This is a genomic window from Patescibacteria group bacterium (genome assembly GCA_028707065.1).
Classification (GTDB): Bacteria; Patescibacteriota; Patescibacteriia; order Patescibacteriales; family WJLG01; genus JAQTUZ01.
Genome location: JAQTUZ010000001.1, coordinates 46,242 through 63,387, shown reverse-complemented (window position 1 = coordinate 63,387; position 17,146 = coordinate 46,242). Strand labels below are relative to the sequence as shown.

Here is a 17,146-nt window from a genome sequence, read left to right as displayed (position 1 = left end):
TTTTATGTACGCATATATCTACGACAGCTTCACTAATGAAGCAAAATACGGCAAGCTTCTCTATAAAATAGAAAAGCGGCTTACTGACCTTAGCTTGAATGGAAAAATTATCCGGCTCGGTATTTCCAAAAATGTCAAAGTCGCCGTGGACGACGAGATCAGGCAAGGGACAAGAACGATCGTAGCCGTAGGCAATGACCGCACGGTCGCCCAGATCATCAACGCCATTGCCGGAAATAAAAGCGACGAGCATCATTTAGTGACCTTAGGGATAGTGCCGATCGTAGAAAAGGGGAATGATATCGCCAGAACTTTTGGCATCAATTCCATCAGCAGCGCTTGCGAAATTTTGCTTGCCCGCCGCCTGCAAAGCTTTCGGTTAGCCAGTATTAACAATGGCTTTTTTTTATTTAGCGCGGCCATGCAGGCGCCGGAAACTATTTTGGAAATTGATAAAAATTATCTGATCCACAATCAAAAGCCTTCGGCAATCCAAATTAAAAATATTCCCACTTGGCCCGAGGACAAATTGGCGGAAAAAAAATTAAAAATGGTGGTGCGCGACGAGAAGGGGGAAAGCCTGTTTTTTTTCCAAGATCTGCTGATTGTCAATAAAAACGGGCTGGTTGTGACTGATAACGCCCTGGAAATCAAGACGCCGGCTCGGATAAAGGTGGGTGATGAAAAAATAAAAATAATCGTGGGAAAAGAAAGAACCATTTAGCCGCCTTAAAGCGGCTTTTATGTTTTCTGGCGAAACTACTTGACATTTTTAGCACTCGCGATATTATTAGAGTTAAATATTTTTGTCCTTTAAGGAGGGCTTTATGGATAAACGGCTTATTAAGTTTGCCCTGCCCGCTATTCCTCGCTTGCTTCCCGCCGGAAAAAAATTACGGTTGGTGAACATAAAGGGCACGGAAATCGGCGAAGTCATTCTGAAAGACCAAACGGACGTCATGATGTCATTTTCCCAGGAGAATGAAAGTGGAAAAATGGTCCGTTATAAAATCACTTTCTGCGATCTGTTTAAAGGGGAATTCTACGTGCAAGAAATAGGAAGCGACTTTTAGCAAATAGCCAGTTTTTTAAGATCTGGCTATTTTTTTGTTTCACCGTAAATATTGTGCTATTGACAAACCGAGAAAGATGTGATAATCTCACTTAAATAAAAACCGTGTCTTTAAATTTATATATTAATCATCTTTTACTTGGGAAGGGGCTAACCATGAATGGGGTAAATAATTATTTACCGGTTGCTAAAAGCAACGAAGCAACGTTTCGGGGCATCTTGAAAGATCTCCTCATCAACAAAAAAGAAAGGCCGGGCGGATTCTATGTCCCGGATGATCTGGAAACAGAAGCAAAGATCGAAACCATCTTCGAAAAATACTCTCAGGGTAAAAGAAACGGGGGGTTTACGATCACCGACTTTACCGTCAGCCTAGAACTGGCCACTATTTCTTTCGCGGATATCGCCTGTCTGTCAGGCGGCGGAGCAACTTTGCAATATTCGGTAAACTCCGGGGAAATAAAATACCTCGGGTGTCTCGGAAGGATAATGAGTTTTACATGATGTGCCGGAAAAACGGCTATAACAAATAACGGGGTTCGCAAAAACGCGGACCTCTTTTTTTATCCAAAATTGGTCAGGCGGCTCGCGGTGCGGCGGGCCCCAAAAAGCCCGCCGCACAACGCTTGAGCCTTTCGAGTCCCTCGCCGAGCCAAGCAGTTGGCAATAGACTGGACTTCCGCGTTCGCTCGCCGCCGGAAAGCGGCTCGCTCTCTTGTCCAGGGTTGGCGGCAGCCTTTTCCCGAAAGGCCGGCGTCGCTCGATTATTCGTCGCTCTGGACGGGACTCGGTCACAACTCTCGCTCGCTTCCGCTCGCTCGGTCGCGACCCCGCCTCGCGGCCAGCCTCGCCGGAAAGCTCGGCTGGCATCGCTCCGGCTTTCGAGTCCCTCGCCGAGCCAAGCAGTTCAATTTTAACAAACGGTTGTCGCGCTCGCGTCGCTTCCGCTCCGCTCACTTGTCCAGAGGCAGCGCCGACCAGCCCCCGGCTGGTCGGCGGACGCTCGACTACGTTTACCGCCGCCGGAATTGCGGCGGCAAACTTGTCTCGCTCCTGCCTAGTTCGAGTCCCGCTTCCTCAATCTACTCAAAATAAAACAGACGGCCTGATGCCGTCTGTTTTATTTTGAGCGGAGTGGACGGGACTCGAACCCGCGACCTCTTCCGTGACAGGGAAGCGTTCTAACCAACTGAACTACCACTCCAATTTTTGAGCTACGCTCAAAAATTGTCCTGAGCGCAGTCGAAGGACTACCTTATTATATCATTAAAAAACAAAAAACGAATTTTTTTCGCTTTCATTAATAAAAACATTATCAAAAAACCAGACAACAGTCAAGACTTTAGCCGAACAACCAATCTCCTAATTACCTAATTAACCAATTTCTTTTATCCACCTCTTATCAACACCTTATGAACATTTACAGCCTTCTTTAATTTACTCGCCTCTGATATACTAATTACTTGTCGCGGCCTGCGATTTTCGGGATGCTATTGCAAAAAATTTTTACTTACCTTAAGATATAACCACTTTAAAAAACTCTTTGCTTCTATGAATAACGAGCAAATTTGGCAAGCGGCCTTGGGCGAAATCGAATTGAATTTGTCCAAAGCGAACTTCACCACTTGGTTTAAAAATACTTTTGTTTCTTCTTTCGAAGAAGGCAAGGCGATCCTCTGCGTTCCCAACGCTTTTACCAAATCATGGCTGGAAACAAAATATCACAAAGAAATAGCCAGCGCCCTGGAGCATGTCGTCAACCAAAAGATCAAAGAAATTTTGTATAAAGTCGAGCTTAAAAAATCTTCCCCGGGCGTCGGACTCTTGGAAAAAATTCATCTCAAAAAGAAAAAAGAAAACGGCGAAACCGGCGAAATAGTTTCTTCCGTCAATCGCTTCGGGCTCAATCCCAGATATACTTTTGAATCTTTCGTCGTCGGCCGCGGCAACGAACTGGCTCATGCCGCCTGCCAGGCGGTGGCCAACAACCCCGGCCGCGTTTATAATCCCTTATTCATTTATGGCGGCGTCGGTTTGGGAAAAACTCATCTTTTGCAGGCTATCGGCAATGAGATCGCCAAAAGAACCAATAAAGTTCTCTATACCACCAGCGAAAATTTCACCAACGATTATGTCAACTCGGTCCGGTCGGGCAAAGCCAAGGATTTTAAAGACCGCTATCGCAATGTTGATCTGCTCTTGATCGATGATGTGCAATTCATGGGCGGCAAAGACGGCACCCAGCAAGAATTCTTCCATACCTTCAACGAACTGCAGCAAGCCGACAAACAAATAATTCTCACTTCCGACAAACCTCCGAAACTGATTCCGGCGCTGGAAACGCGGTTAGCCTCGCGCTTTGAGTCGGGCATGGTGGCCGATATCGGCCAGCCGGACATCGAAACCAAGGTGGCCATCCTGGAAAGAAAGGCTCGGGAAAAAAATTATCTGCTTGATACGGAAATCCTCCATTATGTCGCAACCAATATTAAAAATAATATCCGCGAGCTGGAGGGCGCCCTAAATAAAGTAGTCGCCTATCACGAGTTCAACAATACCGCTCCGACTCTAAAAACCGTTAAGAGCATCCTCAACGACCTGATCGTTTCAACGCAGGCCCGCTCAATTTCCCCCCGCGATATTATGGAGGCTGTTTGCCGTTTTTATAGCATTGAAAATAAGGATCTGGTCGGCAAGGGCCGCAAGAAAGAGCTGGTCTGGCCGCGCCAGATTTCCATTTATTTGATGCGCAAGGAGATCAATTATTCCTACCCGACCATCGGAGCGGAATTGGGCGGGCGCGATCACACCACGGCCATGCATGCTTATAATAAAATTTTGGACGAAGTTGAATCAAAGGAAAATGAAAAGGTTATCCAGGAGATCGAGTCGATCAGGCAAATTCTTTATAGTTCGCCTTTGTGAGCAAGCTGTGAACAAGGCCGCCAAACACGGTTAACAACCACCGCATAATTTTTTACAGTTTCGGGATAAGTCCCGCCGGAGCGGACTTTTCCCCAAACCGTTAAAACCCTTCAACACTCCATCCCCACCCTTATTCACCGCTTTATACGAATAAACAATTTAATATTAACCAATAATTTTTTTCTTCCAATCTTATCCACTCGCTTATTACTATTATTAAATAAAGATATTAAATTAATAAAAGATATGAACCTCTCGATCCTAAAAGAAAATTTAAAACAAGGGTTATTTATTGTCAGCCACTTGGCCGGCAAAAATGCCAACTTGCCGATTTTAAATAATATTTTAGTGGAGGTTAAAAAAGAGGGTGTGCGGCTGATGACGACGAATTTGGAAGTGGGTATTACTCATTTTATCCGGGGGAAAGTGGAAAAAGAAGGAAGTTTTACGGTAGATGCCAAAATTTTTGCCGATTACATCAACCTTTTACCTAATAAAAAAATTGATCTGATCAAGGAAGACGGGGTCTTACGCGTGGAGTGTGAAAATTTCAAGACAAAAATAAAAACCGAGGCGAGCGAGGATTTTCCTTTGATTCCGCAAATTGAGAAAAAAAATAAGAAAACCGTCAAGATCGCGGACTTGAAGAACGCGCTGGCCAAGGTGGTTTTTGCCGCGGCTAACAGTGAATCGCGCATCGAGTTGTCGGGAGTTTTAATGACGATTGGCCAGAACAAATTGGTTTTGGCGGCGACGGACAGCTATCGCTTGGCGGAAAAAGAATTGGAGATCAAAGAGGAGGGTAGCGAGGGGAAAGACAAGGCCGTTCCAGAGCAAAAGGTCATTGTTCCGGCCCGGACCATTCAGGAAATATTAAGAATTTTGGCCGGCCTGGACCAGGGCGAGGGGGGTAAAAAGGAAATTAATTTTTACATCAACGACAATCAAATATTATTCGCGGTCGATAATACCGAATTGATTTCTCGCCTGATCGAGGGGCAATATCCCGATTATAAACAGATTATTCCCGCGGCCGGAAAAACCACGGCCGTGCTGAACCGTTTTGAATTGATCAGGGCCATTAAGGCGTCGGCGCTTTTTTCCAAAAGCGGCATCAATGATATTAATCTGGACTTTCCCGAAGGAAAAAATCAAGTGATCGTTTCTTCGGCCTCCGGCACTACCGGCGAAAATATCGTCAAGATTGAAGCTGAAACCAACGGCATTGACAACGGCATTATCATCAACTATCAATATTTATTGGACGGCTTGAATAATATCGACGAAGAAACGATCAAGCTGGAAGTGATTGACGGCAATACGCCGTGCCTGATCAAGCCGCTGGGTGAAAAAGGATATTTATATATTATTATGCCTATTAAACAATAAAGGAGGACGAAATGGGTCATGGCGAGTCAGTGGCGATACGTTGCGGCAAAACCCCGGCAAAAAAACGGCCATGGTTGGACAGGGAGCTAAGCATGCGGGAAATTAGAAAATGGAAGGCCGCGCTATATCCAAAAAAAATCCGAAAAAAAGCAATCAAGAAATAAAAAACGAAAAACCGCCGCCCCTTTAAGACGACGGTTTTTAAATTGAGATGGTTACAAAACTATTTTGTAACCATCTTATTGACTATTTTAAGGCAAGGCGACGGTGGCGGGCGTGCGCGTGATCGTTACCGTTGTTTCGTTGGTTTTTACCAGATCGCCTTCCCAGCTATAGGCTTTGCCGAAAAGAGTGTAAGTTCCTGACTGATCCGGGCCGGGCCAGCGGAACGAAACTTCACTGCCGGTGACTGAATTGATCGTACCCAAGAAGGAATCTTCACCGCCGTTGGCGCGGGCGTAAACATCGACGCGGCCGACTTGGCCGGGATTGGATAATTGGAATTTAAGATTGGCCGGCAATTCTCCTTCCCCCAAAGCCAGACCGCTTGACGGCCAGGCAATGGCCGCGGAAAAAGCAGCGTTGATATTTTCGCTGCCGCCGACCAGATTGATTTCCACGGAGTCGGAGGAGCAATTGCCCACGTCGTCGCAAGCCATTACTTTGAGATTGTGATAACCATTGGCCAAGAAAGCCAGCGGCTGATTGTTTAAATTAAAGAAATGCCCTTCTTTGGCGGCAAAGAGATTGTCGTTGATGTAATATTTTACCGAACTGACTCCGCGCGGCGCGTCAGCCTGGACGTCGGTCGTTAATAAATTTCCCGTGAGGATCGCGTTGTTGATCGGACCGATAATTTTTATGGTTGGTTTGTTCTCCTGGGTGTGCACGTTGTCGTATAAAGTCGGCGGCGTGCCGGTCGATAAAGCAAGCGTGGAGCTGGCGGCTTGCTTGGCAGTCCAGGCCTGCAAGTCTTTTTCCCATTCGGCGAATTGCGGGTCGCTAGCCGGATCGGTTGGCACCGGGCCGGTAGGGTCATCTTTGTTGACGTAAAAAAGAATATCGTGATTTTGCTGGAAAGTTTTTTCCACGATCATTTCCGGAGGAGTAAGGTCGGTGGCCAAGAGGCCGGTGACTTTGTCGATCTTGACCGTTTGCCCCGGAATTATGCCGTCTAAGATCGGCTTGCCCGTTACGGGAATGTTCGGCTTGGTGAACTGTTCCACCGGCGTATTGTTTAAAATTGTTTTCATGTATCCGTTCCAGATCGGGCCGGCGGCGTTGGCGGCCGAAGCTCCCTTGTTCATCGCCTTGTTGTCGCTATTGCCCACCCAAACGCCCGCCACCAAGGAAGGGGTGTAGCCCATTGTCCAAGCGTCATGATAGTCGTTGGTGGTGCCGGTTTTGGCGGCGACCGGCCGATTGGGCAAAATTAAATTATTACGTTCGCCAAACATGAAAGCGCGGGCATTGTTATCAGATAAAATATCATTGATTTCTCTGGCCACATTTTGATCCAAAACATTTTGTTCCGTGGGCTGCCATTGTTCCAAGATTTTTCCATCCTTGTCCTCGACTTTTAAGATCGAAGCCACCGGATGATAAATGCCTTCTTGGGCAAAAACTCCGTAAGCATTGGCATGTTCCAGCAATTCAACTTCCGCGCCACCCAAAGCCAGCGATAAGCCAAAGCGGCTTTGATCGTTCAAGCTGGTATAGCCGAAAGTCTTGGCCAGGCTGATGATATTGTCCAGACCGGCCAAATAAGTAGCTTTGACCGCCGGAATATTCAGCGATCCGGCGAGAGCCGTGCGAATGGTAACCGGGCCCAGCTCGTTGCCGGTGAAATCCTTGGGAGTGTAGGGTTTTTTCGGATCAGAAGAAAAATTAGTCAAGACGTCATAAAGGATGGTGTTGGGAGTATAACCTTTCAAAAAAAGAGCCGAATAAACCAGGGGCTTAAGCGATGAACCGGGCTGGCGCAAGGAAGTGACGACGTTGACCTGGCCATCGATCTCTTCGTTGAAAAAATCCCGGGAACCCACCAGCGCGAGCACTTGCCCGGTTTTGGGGTCAAGGGAAACCAGGGCGGCGTTGGAAGCGCCAAAACTATTATAGCTGCTTTCCTTGCCGGTTTTTTTATCAATTACTTTGGTTTTGTTCCACCAATCGCCGATGGCCTGCTCGGCCGCTTTTTGTTTGGAAAGATCAAGCGTGGTGGTGATCTTCAAGCCGCCCTGCTCAACCATTTTTTCACCGTACTTTTCCGTCAACAATTCTTTGACATACATGACAAAATGCGGCGCGGTGATATTCTCCGTGTTCGGCGCGAATTTGAGCTGCTCTTTTTTTGCCGCTTCGGCTTCATCTTTGGTAATATAGCCTTGCTCGGCCATCAGGCCCAGAATATATTGCTGGCGCTTGATCAGCGCGTCCTTGTGCGAGCCGTAAGGGGAATAAACCGTCGGCGATTGCGGCAGCGCCGCCAAGACAGCGGCTTCGGCCAAAGTCAGATCCTTGACGTCTTTTTTAAAATAGCGCTGGCTGGCCGCCTGCACGCCATAAGCGGTCGAACCGTAAGGGATCTCGTTCAGGTACAGCTGCAAGATCTGGTCCTTGGAAAATTTCTTTTCCATCTTGTAGGCCAAAATCAATTCTTTGATCTTGCGCGTGTAAGTTTTTTCATTGGTCAAAACCGCGTTTTTGATGAATTGCTGGGTTAAAGTGGAGCCGCCCGCTTTTTTGTGGTAAAGAATGTTAGTGGCGATGGTGCGGAAGATCGCCCAAAAGCTGAAGCCTTTGTGCTCGTAAAAATTTTTATCTTCCACGGCCACCGTCGCCCATTTTACATAGTTGGGAATATCTTTCAGCTCTACCAATGTCCGTTGCTGGTCGCCGTGGATATCATAAAGGATATTTTGGCCGGTGCGATCATAGATTTTGGTGCTTTGCGCCACCTGGCGGTCCATCAGCTGATTCGGATTGGGCAGGTCGCGGGAAAACCAGGCGAACACGGCGAACAGCGAAACCACGCCCAGTAAAAAGAGGACGGCGATGATCTTGAAGAAAGTTTTATTGAAAATAATTTTGGCAAGGGAAAAGCCTTTCTTGTTTTTCGATTGCCAATTGGAACCGTTGTTCATCGGAGTGTGGTTGGCCTTCTTAGAAGACCAGGTTTGTTGAAAATTCATAAATTATTGGAAGACAAGCAAATATATTACCTTTAAAATAATATAACGTCAAGCTAAGCTTATTATAACATAATCAGAGAAGGGCTGCTAAAAAATAAGGACGGGTCAGCAACCAGAGACAAAAAGGGGATTTAAAGAATTTTTAGCGTTGTTTGTTGACAAACGGATAAAATAGCGCTAAGCTACAAACAATTGAAAATTTTCAATTCTTTTTTATAAAGGAGGTCGTATGCACGACCATGAGAATTATTTCAAGACCGACAAGAAGGAAAAGAGTTGCGGCAAGGCGCGCAAGTATCTCATCCTCGGCGTCATCATCCTGGCGCTAGCGGCACTTTGCTACTTCGGCTGCCAGGCTGCCGTCGCTTATTTCTCGTCATGGCCATGGTGAAAAATAATTGGCCAAAAATCCAACGACACTTTACCGGGAGGTAAGTGTTTTTTTATTTTTAGTTTGGTCCCGGCAGAATATCGCCGTGGACCGCGTCAGGATGCCTTGCGCCCTGTCTTGAGTTCATCGAGAGAGGGGAGATTCTGATAAAACTCAAAAAAGCAGAAAAAGGCGGTGTTTTTTGGCTATTGACAAAAAGGTAAAATGGTGCTAAGATATAAACAGAAATAAACTGTTTTTTCACCAATAAAAAGGAGTTATTTACAATGTTTAACTCAAGCGCCCCCCAAGACGGGGACATCGAACAAGGAAAAGGAAAAAAGAAGCAAAAAAAGATGACAAGAAAGGATTGGGTAGTGACCATCATCGTGGCAGTAATCATACTGTTGATGGGGTACCTAACATCACATTGTTAATCAAGCAAATAATGGTTAACAAAAAAGCCGCTCGGATTTCTCCGAACGGCTTTTCTTTATATATTTTTACTTATTACTTTTTACTTATCTCCGCTCTCGTCTTGGTCCGCGATTGCCGCCGCGGTCGCCGAAGTCTCGGCGCGGGCGGAAGCCGGTATTGAAATCACCTTTCTGTTCGCCTTTCTTGTCAACCCAGAGATGGGCATTTTCCGGGCAATCTTTCATCGAAAGATTGATGCGGCCCATTTCATCGATCTCGTCGATCTTGACCGTGACCATCATTCCCGGATCAAGCAAGTCGCCCGGACGGCCGACGCGATACGGCGCCAATTTGGAAACATGGACCATGCCGTCGCTGCCCGGAGTTAATTCGACAAAAGCGCCGAAGTCCAGGATGCGCGCCACCGGTCCGGTGAAGATTTCGCCGACCTTGAATTCGTGGGCGATATTTTTGATCCAATCGACCGCCTTGGCCACTTGCTCGGCTTTCGAACCCGTGACAAAGACCATACCGTCGTCTTCAATATCAATTTCAACTTCATGCTCTTCGATAATCTTGTTGATGATCTTGCCGCCGGCGCCGATCACGTCGCGGATCTTGTCCGGATTGATCGCGAAGCTGACCACGCGCGGAGCATATTTGGATAATTCAGCTCTTGGCGCGGGAATAGCCTGAGTCATGACTTCAAGGATTTGCATTCTGCCTTTGCGGCCGCGCTCCAAAGCTTCTTCGACTATTTCCATGGTCAAACCATCGGTTTTGGTATCAAGTTGAATCGCGGTGATGCCAACTGACGTGCCGGTGATCTTAAAATCCATCCCGCCTTGGCCATCTTCCAGATCCTGGATATCGGTTAAGACTTTCCATTGGCTCATATCGGCATTGGAGGCCAAACCGATGGCCACGCCCGCGACCGGACGCTTGATCGGTACGCCCGCATCCATCAAGGATAATGAAGCGCAGCAGGTTGAAGCCATCGAAGACGAGCCGTTCGAACCCATGGTTTCGGAAACGACGCGGATGGTATAAGGGAAATCATTTTTTTCCGGAACGACCGGGAGCAAGGCTTTTTCCGCCAAAGCGCCATGGCCGATCTCGCGGCGGCCCGGTCCGCGGTTCGGTCCGGTCTCGCCGACCGAGTAAGAAGGAAAATTATAATGATGCATAAAGCGCTTAGTGCTCTTGCCTTCCAATCCTTCCAGGTTTTGTTCCAAGCCCGGAGCGCCCAAAGTGATGATGGACAAGATCTGGGTCTCGCCTCTCATAAATAGACCTGAGCCGTGGTTGCGCGGCAATAAATTTACTTCCGAATAAAGCGGACGGATCTCGTCAAGCTTGCGACCGTCGACGCGGCGTTCGTTATCCAAAAGTTGTTTGGTTATTTCGGAATAGACTGCGCCTTCGACGGTTTGGCCGACGATAAAGCCGCGTTGATCTTCGTCGATGCCTTGGTCGAAAAGAAATTTATCCAGGTCGGCTTCGATCTTGGCCACGGCTAATTTTCTATCACCCTTGGTGTAATATTGCTTGTCAAAAAGAATGGGATAAACATTTTTCTTGAGCCAGCCTTCGGCAATAGCGATCAATTTTTTCTTTTCTTCGGATTTTTGGATCTGTTCCGGGGAAAGCAGCTGGGTTTTTTCTATTTTTTCTTTGACGCCGACTTTTTTCTTAAAGGCGTTGATCAATTCGATCGCCGGCTGCATTTCGATTTGCGCCTGGCTGATCGCATCCAGCATTATTTCTTCCTTTACTTCGTTGGCGGAAGCTTCGATCATAATCGTGCGCTCCTTGGTGCCGACGATAGTCAATTCCATCTGACTGGTCGCCATTTGCGAGTAAGTCGGATTGAAAATTATGTTGCCATCGATCAAGCCGACTTTGACTCCGCCAACCGGGCCTTTCCATTCCACTCCGGAAATGGAAAGCGCGGCCGAAGCGGCGACTAAGCCGACGATGTCGTAATTATTTTCCGTGTCATAAGAGAGCACGGTGCAGACGATCTGCGTATCTTTGCGCGAAACACCTGAAAAAAGCGGACGCAAAGAACGGTCGACCATCCGGCCGTTTAAGATCGATTCATCGGTCGGGCGGCCTTCTCGTTTGATCCAGCGCGAACCTTTGATGATGCCGGCGGCATAAAGCCGTTCTTCAAAATCAACGGTCAGCGGGAAATAATCGATGTTGCGCTCTTCCTGGGCTTCGACGACGGTGGCTAAGACGACGGTCTCGCCATATTGGGCGATGACGGCCGCATCGGCCTGCAGCGCCACTTTACCGGCGCGCAAGGAGAGTTCCCGGCCAAGCCATGGTCCGGACACTCTTTGTTCTTGAAATTTTTCTGACATTTTCTTTTGTGCTTGGCCGACAAACTTCAGTCCGATTGGGAACTGCATGTTTGGCGACCAGGCGTTATTTAAATTAATTAAAATATCTTTTGCCACTTTTTTAAAAAAGTGGCGCAAAAACTGCTCGCAGGAAAAATTTTGGGCCGCTCCGCTATGAAGCCTAGCAAAATTGCTATACTTGCCCGCCTTCGTTTATAAAATTGTAATAATGAAGCGGGACTTCGGACAACGCAATTTTGCACGGCCTCTACGCTGCGCGTCATTTCCAAAATTTTTCAATGCTCGCTATAAGGAATTTTAAATTTTTCGCCACAGTTTCCACATTGACAATTAACAAAATCAGCCTCTCCCATAAATTTTGTTGGTTTACCATCTCGGCGAAGAATGGCCATGTGTAAGTTTTCTATTTTTTCCGAATGGCATCGTGGACACTTTTTCATAGTATTAAACATCGATAGGTTTAATTATTCATGTATGATTCGGATAAATTATTAAAATCATCGAGGGAAACACATTTTTTACTAGAAACTTCACACTTTTGTAAAATTTTGTCTGTAATATCTATTGTTCCATATTGAACATTCTCGTAAACGTCATATAAAAATTTATCATTTGTGTATGACGCCGGAGATCCGTCGCCTATGTCAGTTTTGAAATTGAATATTATTAGTATAAAGCATTTATCAAGAGTTTTGTTGTAATGATTTTGATAATCTAAGGCTAACATTCCGGTAGGAATGGATTTGCGCCAATGTAGATTAAAAAAATTTTCAGCATCTTTTGAACATTTAGCTTGTAAGGTTAAATTACTTTGCTTAGTTTGTGTATTAGTTTCTGGCGTTGCCCGAGAGCTCGTTTGTATTTGGCCGATAGACGGTATTGTAAAATTTTGAGTTGGTTGCTCTTTGACAATTTTATAATCACATCCTGCTAATAATAAAACGGAAACGAAAAGGAAAATAATTTTTTTCATAGGTTTATTAATAGTCGAATAAACTTCGTTAAACTGTTCGTAGTATTCGCGTACAATTCGTAGGTTCGCATTATATGAGCAAGCTGGTTATAAAAAATTAGCGAATCAAGAATTTTTTATTCTCGCTCAAATCAATAAAATCATCGGCGGCTTCGATCAGTTTGGATGAGGCGGATTTGCGGAAGGCGAGGACTTCGACGAGGCAGCCTTTGGTGTTTTGCAGATATTCAACTAAAGGCAGATAGTCGCCGTCGCCGGTAACCAAAACAATCACATCCAATTTTTCCGCCAGCTTGATCGCGTCGACCGAAAGACCGACATCCCAGTCGGCTTTTTTCATTCCGCCCGGGAAAATTTGCAAGTCTTTCATATTAATTTCAAAACCCAACTGCGACAAAGCTTCAAAAAACGGCGTTTCTTCTTCGCCTTCGGTTTTGACCACGTAAGCTATCGCCCGGATCAATTTCCGGCCGGCGACCGCGACGTCCAAAACTTCTTTATAATTTAGATGCGCGCCGAAAAGATTTCTCGCCGAATGATACATATTGGAGGCATCAACAAGCACCCCAACCCTCTGTTCTTTATGTTTTATCATATGACATGATGCGAATACAACGAATTATTCGCGAATACCGCAAATTATTTATCGAATTATTTTTAATTCGTTAAATCCGTTCGTAGTATTCGCGCACAATTTGTAGTATTCGCATTATATACTGACTTGAAAATTTGTAAAAAGCCTCTTAACAAATATAGACCCAAAAGCTGGGCCTATATTATAAAAACTATTCGTTTTTTTCGGCGATCTCGGCTTCGTTCAACAGGTCTTCCTCGTGGCCTTCTTCGGCCAGGCGAGCCAGTTCATCTTCCCTTTCTTTATCGTCTTCCATTTTTTTGGCGATCTTCAACTTTAATTTTTCCGCCACGTCCTTGAAAGCTTTTTCATTCTCTTTCTGCAGATATTTCAAAAGTTTTCGGCGTTCACTGACTTTCTTCAATAAACCGCGGCGGGAAGAGAAATCTTTGCGGTGTTCCTGCAAATGCTTGGTCAATTGTTTGATCTCTTCGGTCAAAATGGCGATCTGCACTTGCGGCGAACCGGTATCGTTGGCATGTTCCTGAAACTTTTTGATGATCTTTTCTTTGATTTTTTTGTCTAACATTGGCTTTTTCCCCAGCCGAGAAACGGTTAAGGCTCAAAGAGCCTCTGCCGCAACCAAGTTGGGGTAAACAGTTAATTTTTAAAGATACAATAAAGATAACACGATAGGCCGGAAAAAGCAAGAGAAACCGGAACGAAGTAAGAAGTTAGAAGTAAGAAACGTAGTTTCGCATTATGTTCTTCCATCCGCAAATACGCGAGGTGGTCGCCGGCCAATTTAATCATAAGGTAAATAAAAAAGCGAACAGGAGTACTGTTCGCTTTGACTCATCATTGCTTCCGAGGCGGTTGTTGGGGTGGTTGTGCGGTTTTGACGGGCTTTTTTTTGCTCCGCCAATTTTTAAAGCCATCAATTCCGGCCGGGAGCCCGGCGAAAATAAGAAAAAACGCGACGGCAACGCCCGCATAGCCCAACAAAGCAAAAGAGCTGTTGGTGATCATGCCGGCGTAAATCACCAATTCCGCGATCGTGAAAATTCCCAGCGGCAAAACCCATTCTCTGACTGCTCCTTTGATTTCGAACTTAAGCTTGGGCTTAACCAGGATTTTCAGCTGATCTTTGAAGCTGAAGGCAATCAGGACCATAAAAAGGAAGGACGCCCCCAGGTTCACGAGCAGCAATTTTCTGGGCCAGGTAATTGCCGGAGTCTGGAAAAGGGCAACTGCTTCGCTGACCAGAACGGCCATCACCGCCAGACAGTAGAGACTCGCGAAAATCAAGTGCTTCGAGTTTCTAAACCGCGTATTTTTGGAAAGATCCAGGGCGCAGAGAACGCTGAAGAGGCTTATAAGGAAGAGGCAAAGCGCAAGCTTCCAAGACACTTTTGACTCCAGCTCGTTGGTCTGCCTCTGGACCGTCTTTTGCTCATCACCATGATAAGCGATGCCGGTGGCTGATTTTTTTTCTGTCAGCCAAAATTGCCAGCCATCATACTTGCTTACTGTGGTTGCCGAGGTCAGCGAATCGGGATGATGCAGGGCCAGCGTGGCCTGCTCGGCGGTGATTCCCGCATTGACAATCACCATATCCCGCTTACGCAGAGTCTTGCGCGTGTCATCGATCTCGTACCGATTGGCCGAATTAACTGAATCATAGTTTCTCGTTCTGGTGGTCAGTCCGTATAGGCCCCATTTGCCGTCCTTGCCCTGTTTGATCAGGGAATCCGTCAGCGAAGTCAATCCTTTGGAAGTCGGGCAGGCGATGCTATCACCCGCCGCCGCGATCGGGCTCGCTAACAGCAAACCCAAAAAAAGGAATAGATAAGGCATAAGGCCTCCTCTGTTGGTTGATGGTAAATGAAATTTTCCATTTTAATTGGCAAGGTTCAAAAATCCCCTTACTTTATAATAGCAATTGCGATTTGTCAAGCAACGTTTTGTGGTTTTATATGATAGCAGTATAATTAAACAATGATGATCGGTGAAATTATTAAGCAAAAACCAAAAACCGCCGCAGAATTGATGGCCCTGAAGCGGAAATTGGTCAAAAAAGGTGAAGAACTTCCCCGGCATTCGGAACTGTGGCGGGAGTATTTGCTTTTGGTAAAAAGCGGCCGGGTTAAATTCGATGAAAAATTCGCGCGGCTGTTAAAGCGGCGCGCCGTGCGCACGCTTTCCGGCGTGGCGCCGGTGGCGGTTTTGACCAAGCCTTGGAAATGTCCGGGCAAGTGCGCGTTTTGCCCCACGGAAAAAAACGTGCCAAAAAGTTATTTGTCTAACGAGCCGGCCGTGATGCGGGCGATCCGTAATAAATATGATCCGTACGAGCAGGTGCGGACGCGCTTGGAAGCTTTGGAGATCAATGGCCATCGCCCGGAAAAGATCGAACTGATCGTGATCGGCGGAACTTGGAGCGTCTTGCCCCGCGCTTATAAATTTTGGTTTATCAAAGAATGCTTCCGCGCGGCAAATGAGTTTTCGTCGCAGTCCCGCGGCGGAGACTGCGACGGGGCATTAAATAAGAAGTCCCCTCTCGAGAGGGGTGGCTTGCGCCGCGCAAGACGGGGTGTGTTAAAGCTGGAAGAAACTAAAAAGCAATTATTTTCCGAGCAGAAGAAAAACGAAAAAGCAAAATATAAGATTATCGGTATTACTTTGGAGACGAGGCCCGATTATATTGATGAGAAAGAATTGATCGAAATGCGCGAGCTGGGCGCGACGCGGGTCGAGTTGGGCGTGCAGGCGGTCGATGATAAAATTTTGGCGAAAAATAATCGCGGTCACGGCGTGGCCGAAATTGTCCGCGCGACCGAACTGCTGAAAAATTTTGGGTTCAAAGTCACGTATCATCTGATGCCGGGCTTGCCCGGCGCGACGGCTAAAAAAGATCTGGCGATGTTCAAGCAATCATTTTCTGACGAGCGCTTCCAGCCGGACCAGATAAAATTTTATCCGACAGTCGTGACTAAGGGTTCAAAACTTTATCGATGGTGGAAGGCTGGCAAATATCGCCCGTACTCCGATAAAGTTTTGCGTCAGCTAATTATCGATTGCAAAAAAGCAGTGCCCGAATATGTCCGGATTATCAGATTGATCCGCGATATTCCCGGCGAATCGATCGAAGCGGGAAACACGATCACTAATCTGCGCCAGGTTATGCAGCAGGAAGGCGCGCGCTGCCGCTGCATCCGCTGCCGCGAAGTTAAAGATAAAACTATTAAAGCTGGAAAGTTGAAATTGAATATTCAAGAATATCCCGCGTCGGGCGGACAGGAATATTTCATTTCTTTTGATTCACAAGACGGGAAAACGCTTTACGGTTTTTGCCGTTTACGCCTTCCGTTTCTTTGTCATCCTGAGTCCCTGACGAAGGATCTATTTTGTAAGAACGCCGATTTTATTCAATCAAAATTTTTTATTGCGAAATTGAAAATTTCTCGGACAATAGATCCTTCGCGCGGCGCTCAGGATGACAAAAAGATAGCGGATGAAAAATATTCTTTTTTAAATAATTCGGCAATAGTTAGAGAGTTGCATGTGTATGGCGAGCTGGTGCCGGTCGGCGGGAGAACCACCCCCAAACCCCTCCTTGAAAAGGAGGGGGGAATCCAGCACGGCGGATTGGGAAGAAAACTTTTGGCCGAAGCGGAAAAGATCGCCCGACAGAATAATTTTAATCAAATTGCGGTTATCGCCGGGATCGGCACGCGCGGTTATTATAAAAAGCTCGGCTATCGCCTTGAAGAAGGATATATGGTTAAAAAAAATGGGCAGAATTGACAGATTTTATTTTTTATGCTAAATTCGGGTAAATTTCGTTTGAACATTTTTAAAATTAA

At 46.3% G+C, this 17,146-nt stretch carries 12 protein-coding genes, 1 tRNA gene and 1 pseudogene; 7 read left to right on the top strand and 7 right to left on the bottom strand.

Going from position 1 to position 17,146, the window contains the following annotated elements:
* Positions 1-4 precede the first annotated feature (4 nt).
* The 3 genes from PHE24_00315 (at position 5) to PHE24_00305 (ending at position 1,576) form a co-directional block, all read left to right on the top strand.
* The gene (locus PHE24_00315) at positions 5-724 is read left to right on the top strand and encodes a diacylglycerol kinase family protein (protein MDD4901570.1); all 720 of its coding nucleotides are present in this window, start codon (positions 5-7) and stop codon (positions 722-724) included.
* 103 nt (positions 725-827) lie between these two features.
* Positions 828-1,073: a hypothetical protein gene (locus PHE24_00310; protein ID MDD4901569.1), complete on the top strand. Its 246-nt coding sequence runs from the start codon at positions 828-830 to the stop codon at positions 1,071-1,073.
* A 155-nt stretch (positions 1,074-1,228) separates the two neighbouring features.
* A complete protein-coding gene (locus PHE24_00305) occupies positions 1,229-1,576 on the top strand; it encodes a hypothetical protein (protein MDD4901568.1) in 348 nt (115 codons plus the stop codon).
* Positions 1,577-2,202: 626 nt separating this feature from the next.
* Here PHE24_00305 and PHE24_00300 read toward each other — a convergent pair.
* Positions 2,203-2,276: transfer RNA gene (locus PHE24_00300), tRNA-Asp, on the bottom strand.
* 347 nt (positions 2,277-2,623) lie between these two features.
* On the opposite strand from PHE24_00300, the gene dnaA reads away from it, so the two are divergent.
* Both dnaA and dnaN read left to right on the top strand, forming a co-directional pair.
* Positions 2,624-3,997 (top strand): chromosomal replication initiator protein DnaA, encoded by a 1,374-nt coding sequence (dnaA, locus tag PHE24_00295; protein MDD4901567.1) that lies wholly within the window; start codon positions 2,624-2,626, stop codon positions 3,995-3,997.
* 246 nt (positions 3,998-4,243) lie between these two features.
* Entirely contained in the window at positions 4,244-5,386 is a 1,143-nt protein-coding gene (dnaN, locus tag PHE24_00290) for a DNA polymerase III subunit beta (protein MDD4901566.1), read from the top strand.
* Positions 5,387-5,637: 251 nt separating this feature from the next.
* Here dnaN and PHE24_00285 read toward each other — a convergent pair whose 3' ends face one another.
* Complete coding sequence (locus tag PHE24_00285) at positions 5,638-8,577, bottom strand: PBP1A family penicillin-binding protein (GenBank protein MDD4901565.1); 2,940 nt, start codon at positions 8,575-8,577, stop codon at positions 5,638-5,640.
* Between the two features lie 229 nt (positions 8,578-8,806).
* Between PHE24_00285 and PHE24_00280 the strand changes: the two genes are divergently transcribed.
* Complete coding sequence (locus PHE24_00280) at positions 8,807-8,968, top strand: hypothetical protein (GenBank protein ID MDD4901564.1); 162 nt, start codon at positions 8,807-8,809, stop codon at positions 8,966-8,968.
* A 500-nt stretch (positions 8,969-9,468) separates the two neighbouring features.
* On the opposite strand, the gene PHE24_00275 is transcribed toward PHE24_00280, so the two are convergent.
* The 5 genes and pseudogenes from PHE24_00275 to PHE24_00255 form a co-directional block, all read right to left on the bottom strand.
* A complete protein-coding gene (locus tag PHE24_00275) occupies positions 9,469-11,733 on the bottom strand; it encodes a polyribonucleotide nucleotidyltransferase (GenBank protein ID MDD4901563.1) in 2,265 nt (754 codons plus the stop codon).
* 460 nt (positions 11,734-12,193) lie between these two features.
* Positions 12,194-12,706 carry a membrane lipoprotein lipid attachment site-containing protein gene (locus PHE24_00270; protein ID MDD4901562.1) on the bottom strand — a complete coding sequence of 171 codons (513 nt, stop codon included), beginning with the start codon at positions 12,704-12,706 and terminating at the stop codon, positions 12,194-12,196.
* 97 nt (positions 12,707-12,803) lie between these two features.
* A complete protein-coding gene (locus PHE24_00265) occupies positions 12,804-13,301 on the bottom strand; it encodes an NYN domain-containing protein (GenBank protein MDD4901561.1) in 498 nt (165 codons plus the stop codon).
* Between the two features lie 307 nt (positions 13,302-13,608).
* Positions 13,609-13,869 (bottom strand): annotated as a pseudogene (gene rpsO / locus PHE24_00260) (30S ribosomal protein S15).
* 269 nt (positions 13,870-14,138) lie between these two features.
* On the bottom strand, positions 14,139-15,137 hold the full coding sequence (locus PHE24_00255) for a hypothetical protein (GenBank protein MDD4901560.1): 999 nt from the start codon (positions 15,135-15,137) through the stop codon (positions 14,139-14,141).
* A gap of 141 nt (positions 15,138-15,278) precedes the next feature.
* Between PHE24_00255 and PHE24_00250 the strand changes: the two genes are divergently transcribed.
* Positions 15,279-17,087 (top strand): tRNA uridine(34) 5-carboxymethylaminomethyl modification radical SAM/GNAT enzyme Elp3, encoded by a 1,809-nt coding sequence (locus tag PHE24_00250; GenBank protein ID MDD4901559.1) that lies wholly within the window; start codon positions 15,279-15,281, stop codon positions 17,085-17,087.
* The last annotated feature ends 59 nt before the right edge of the window (positions 17,088-17,146 follow it).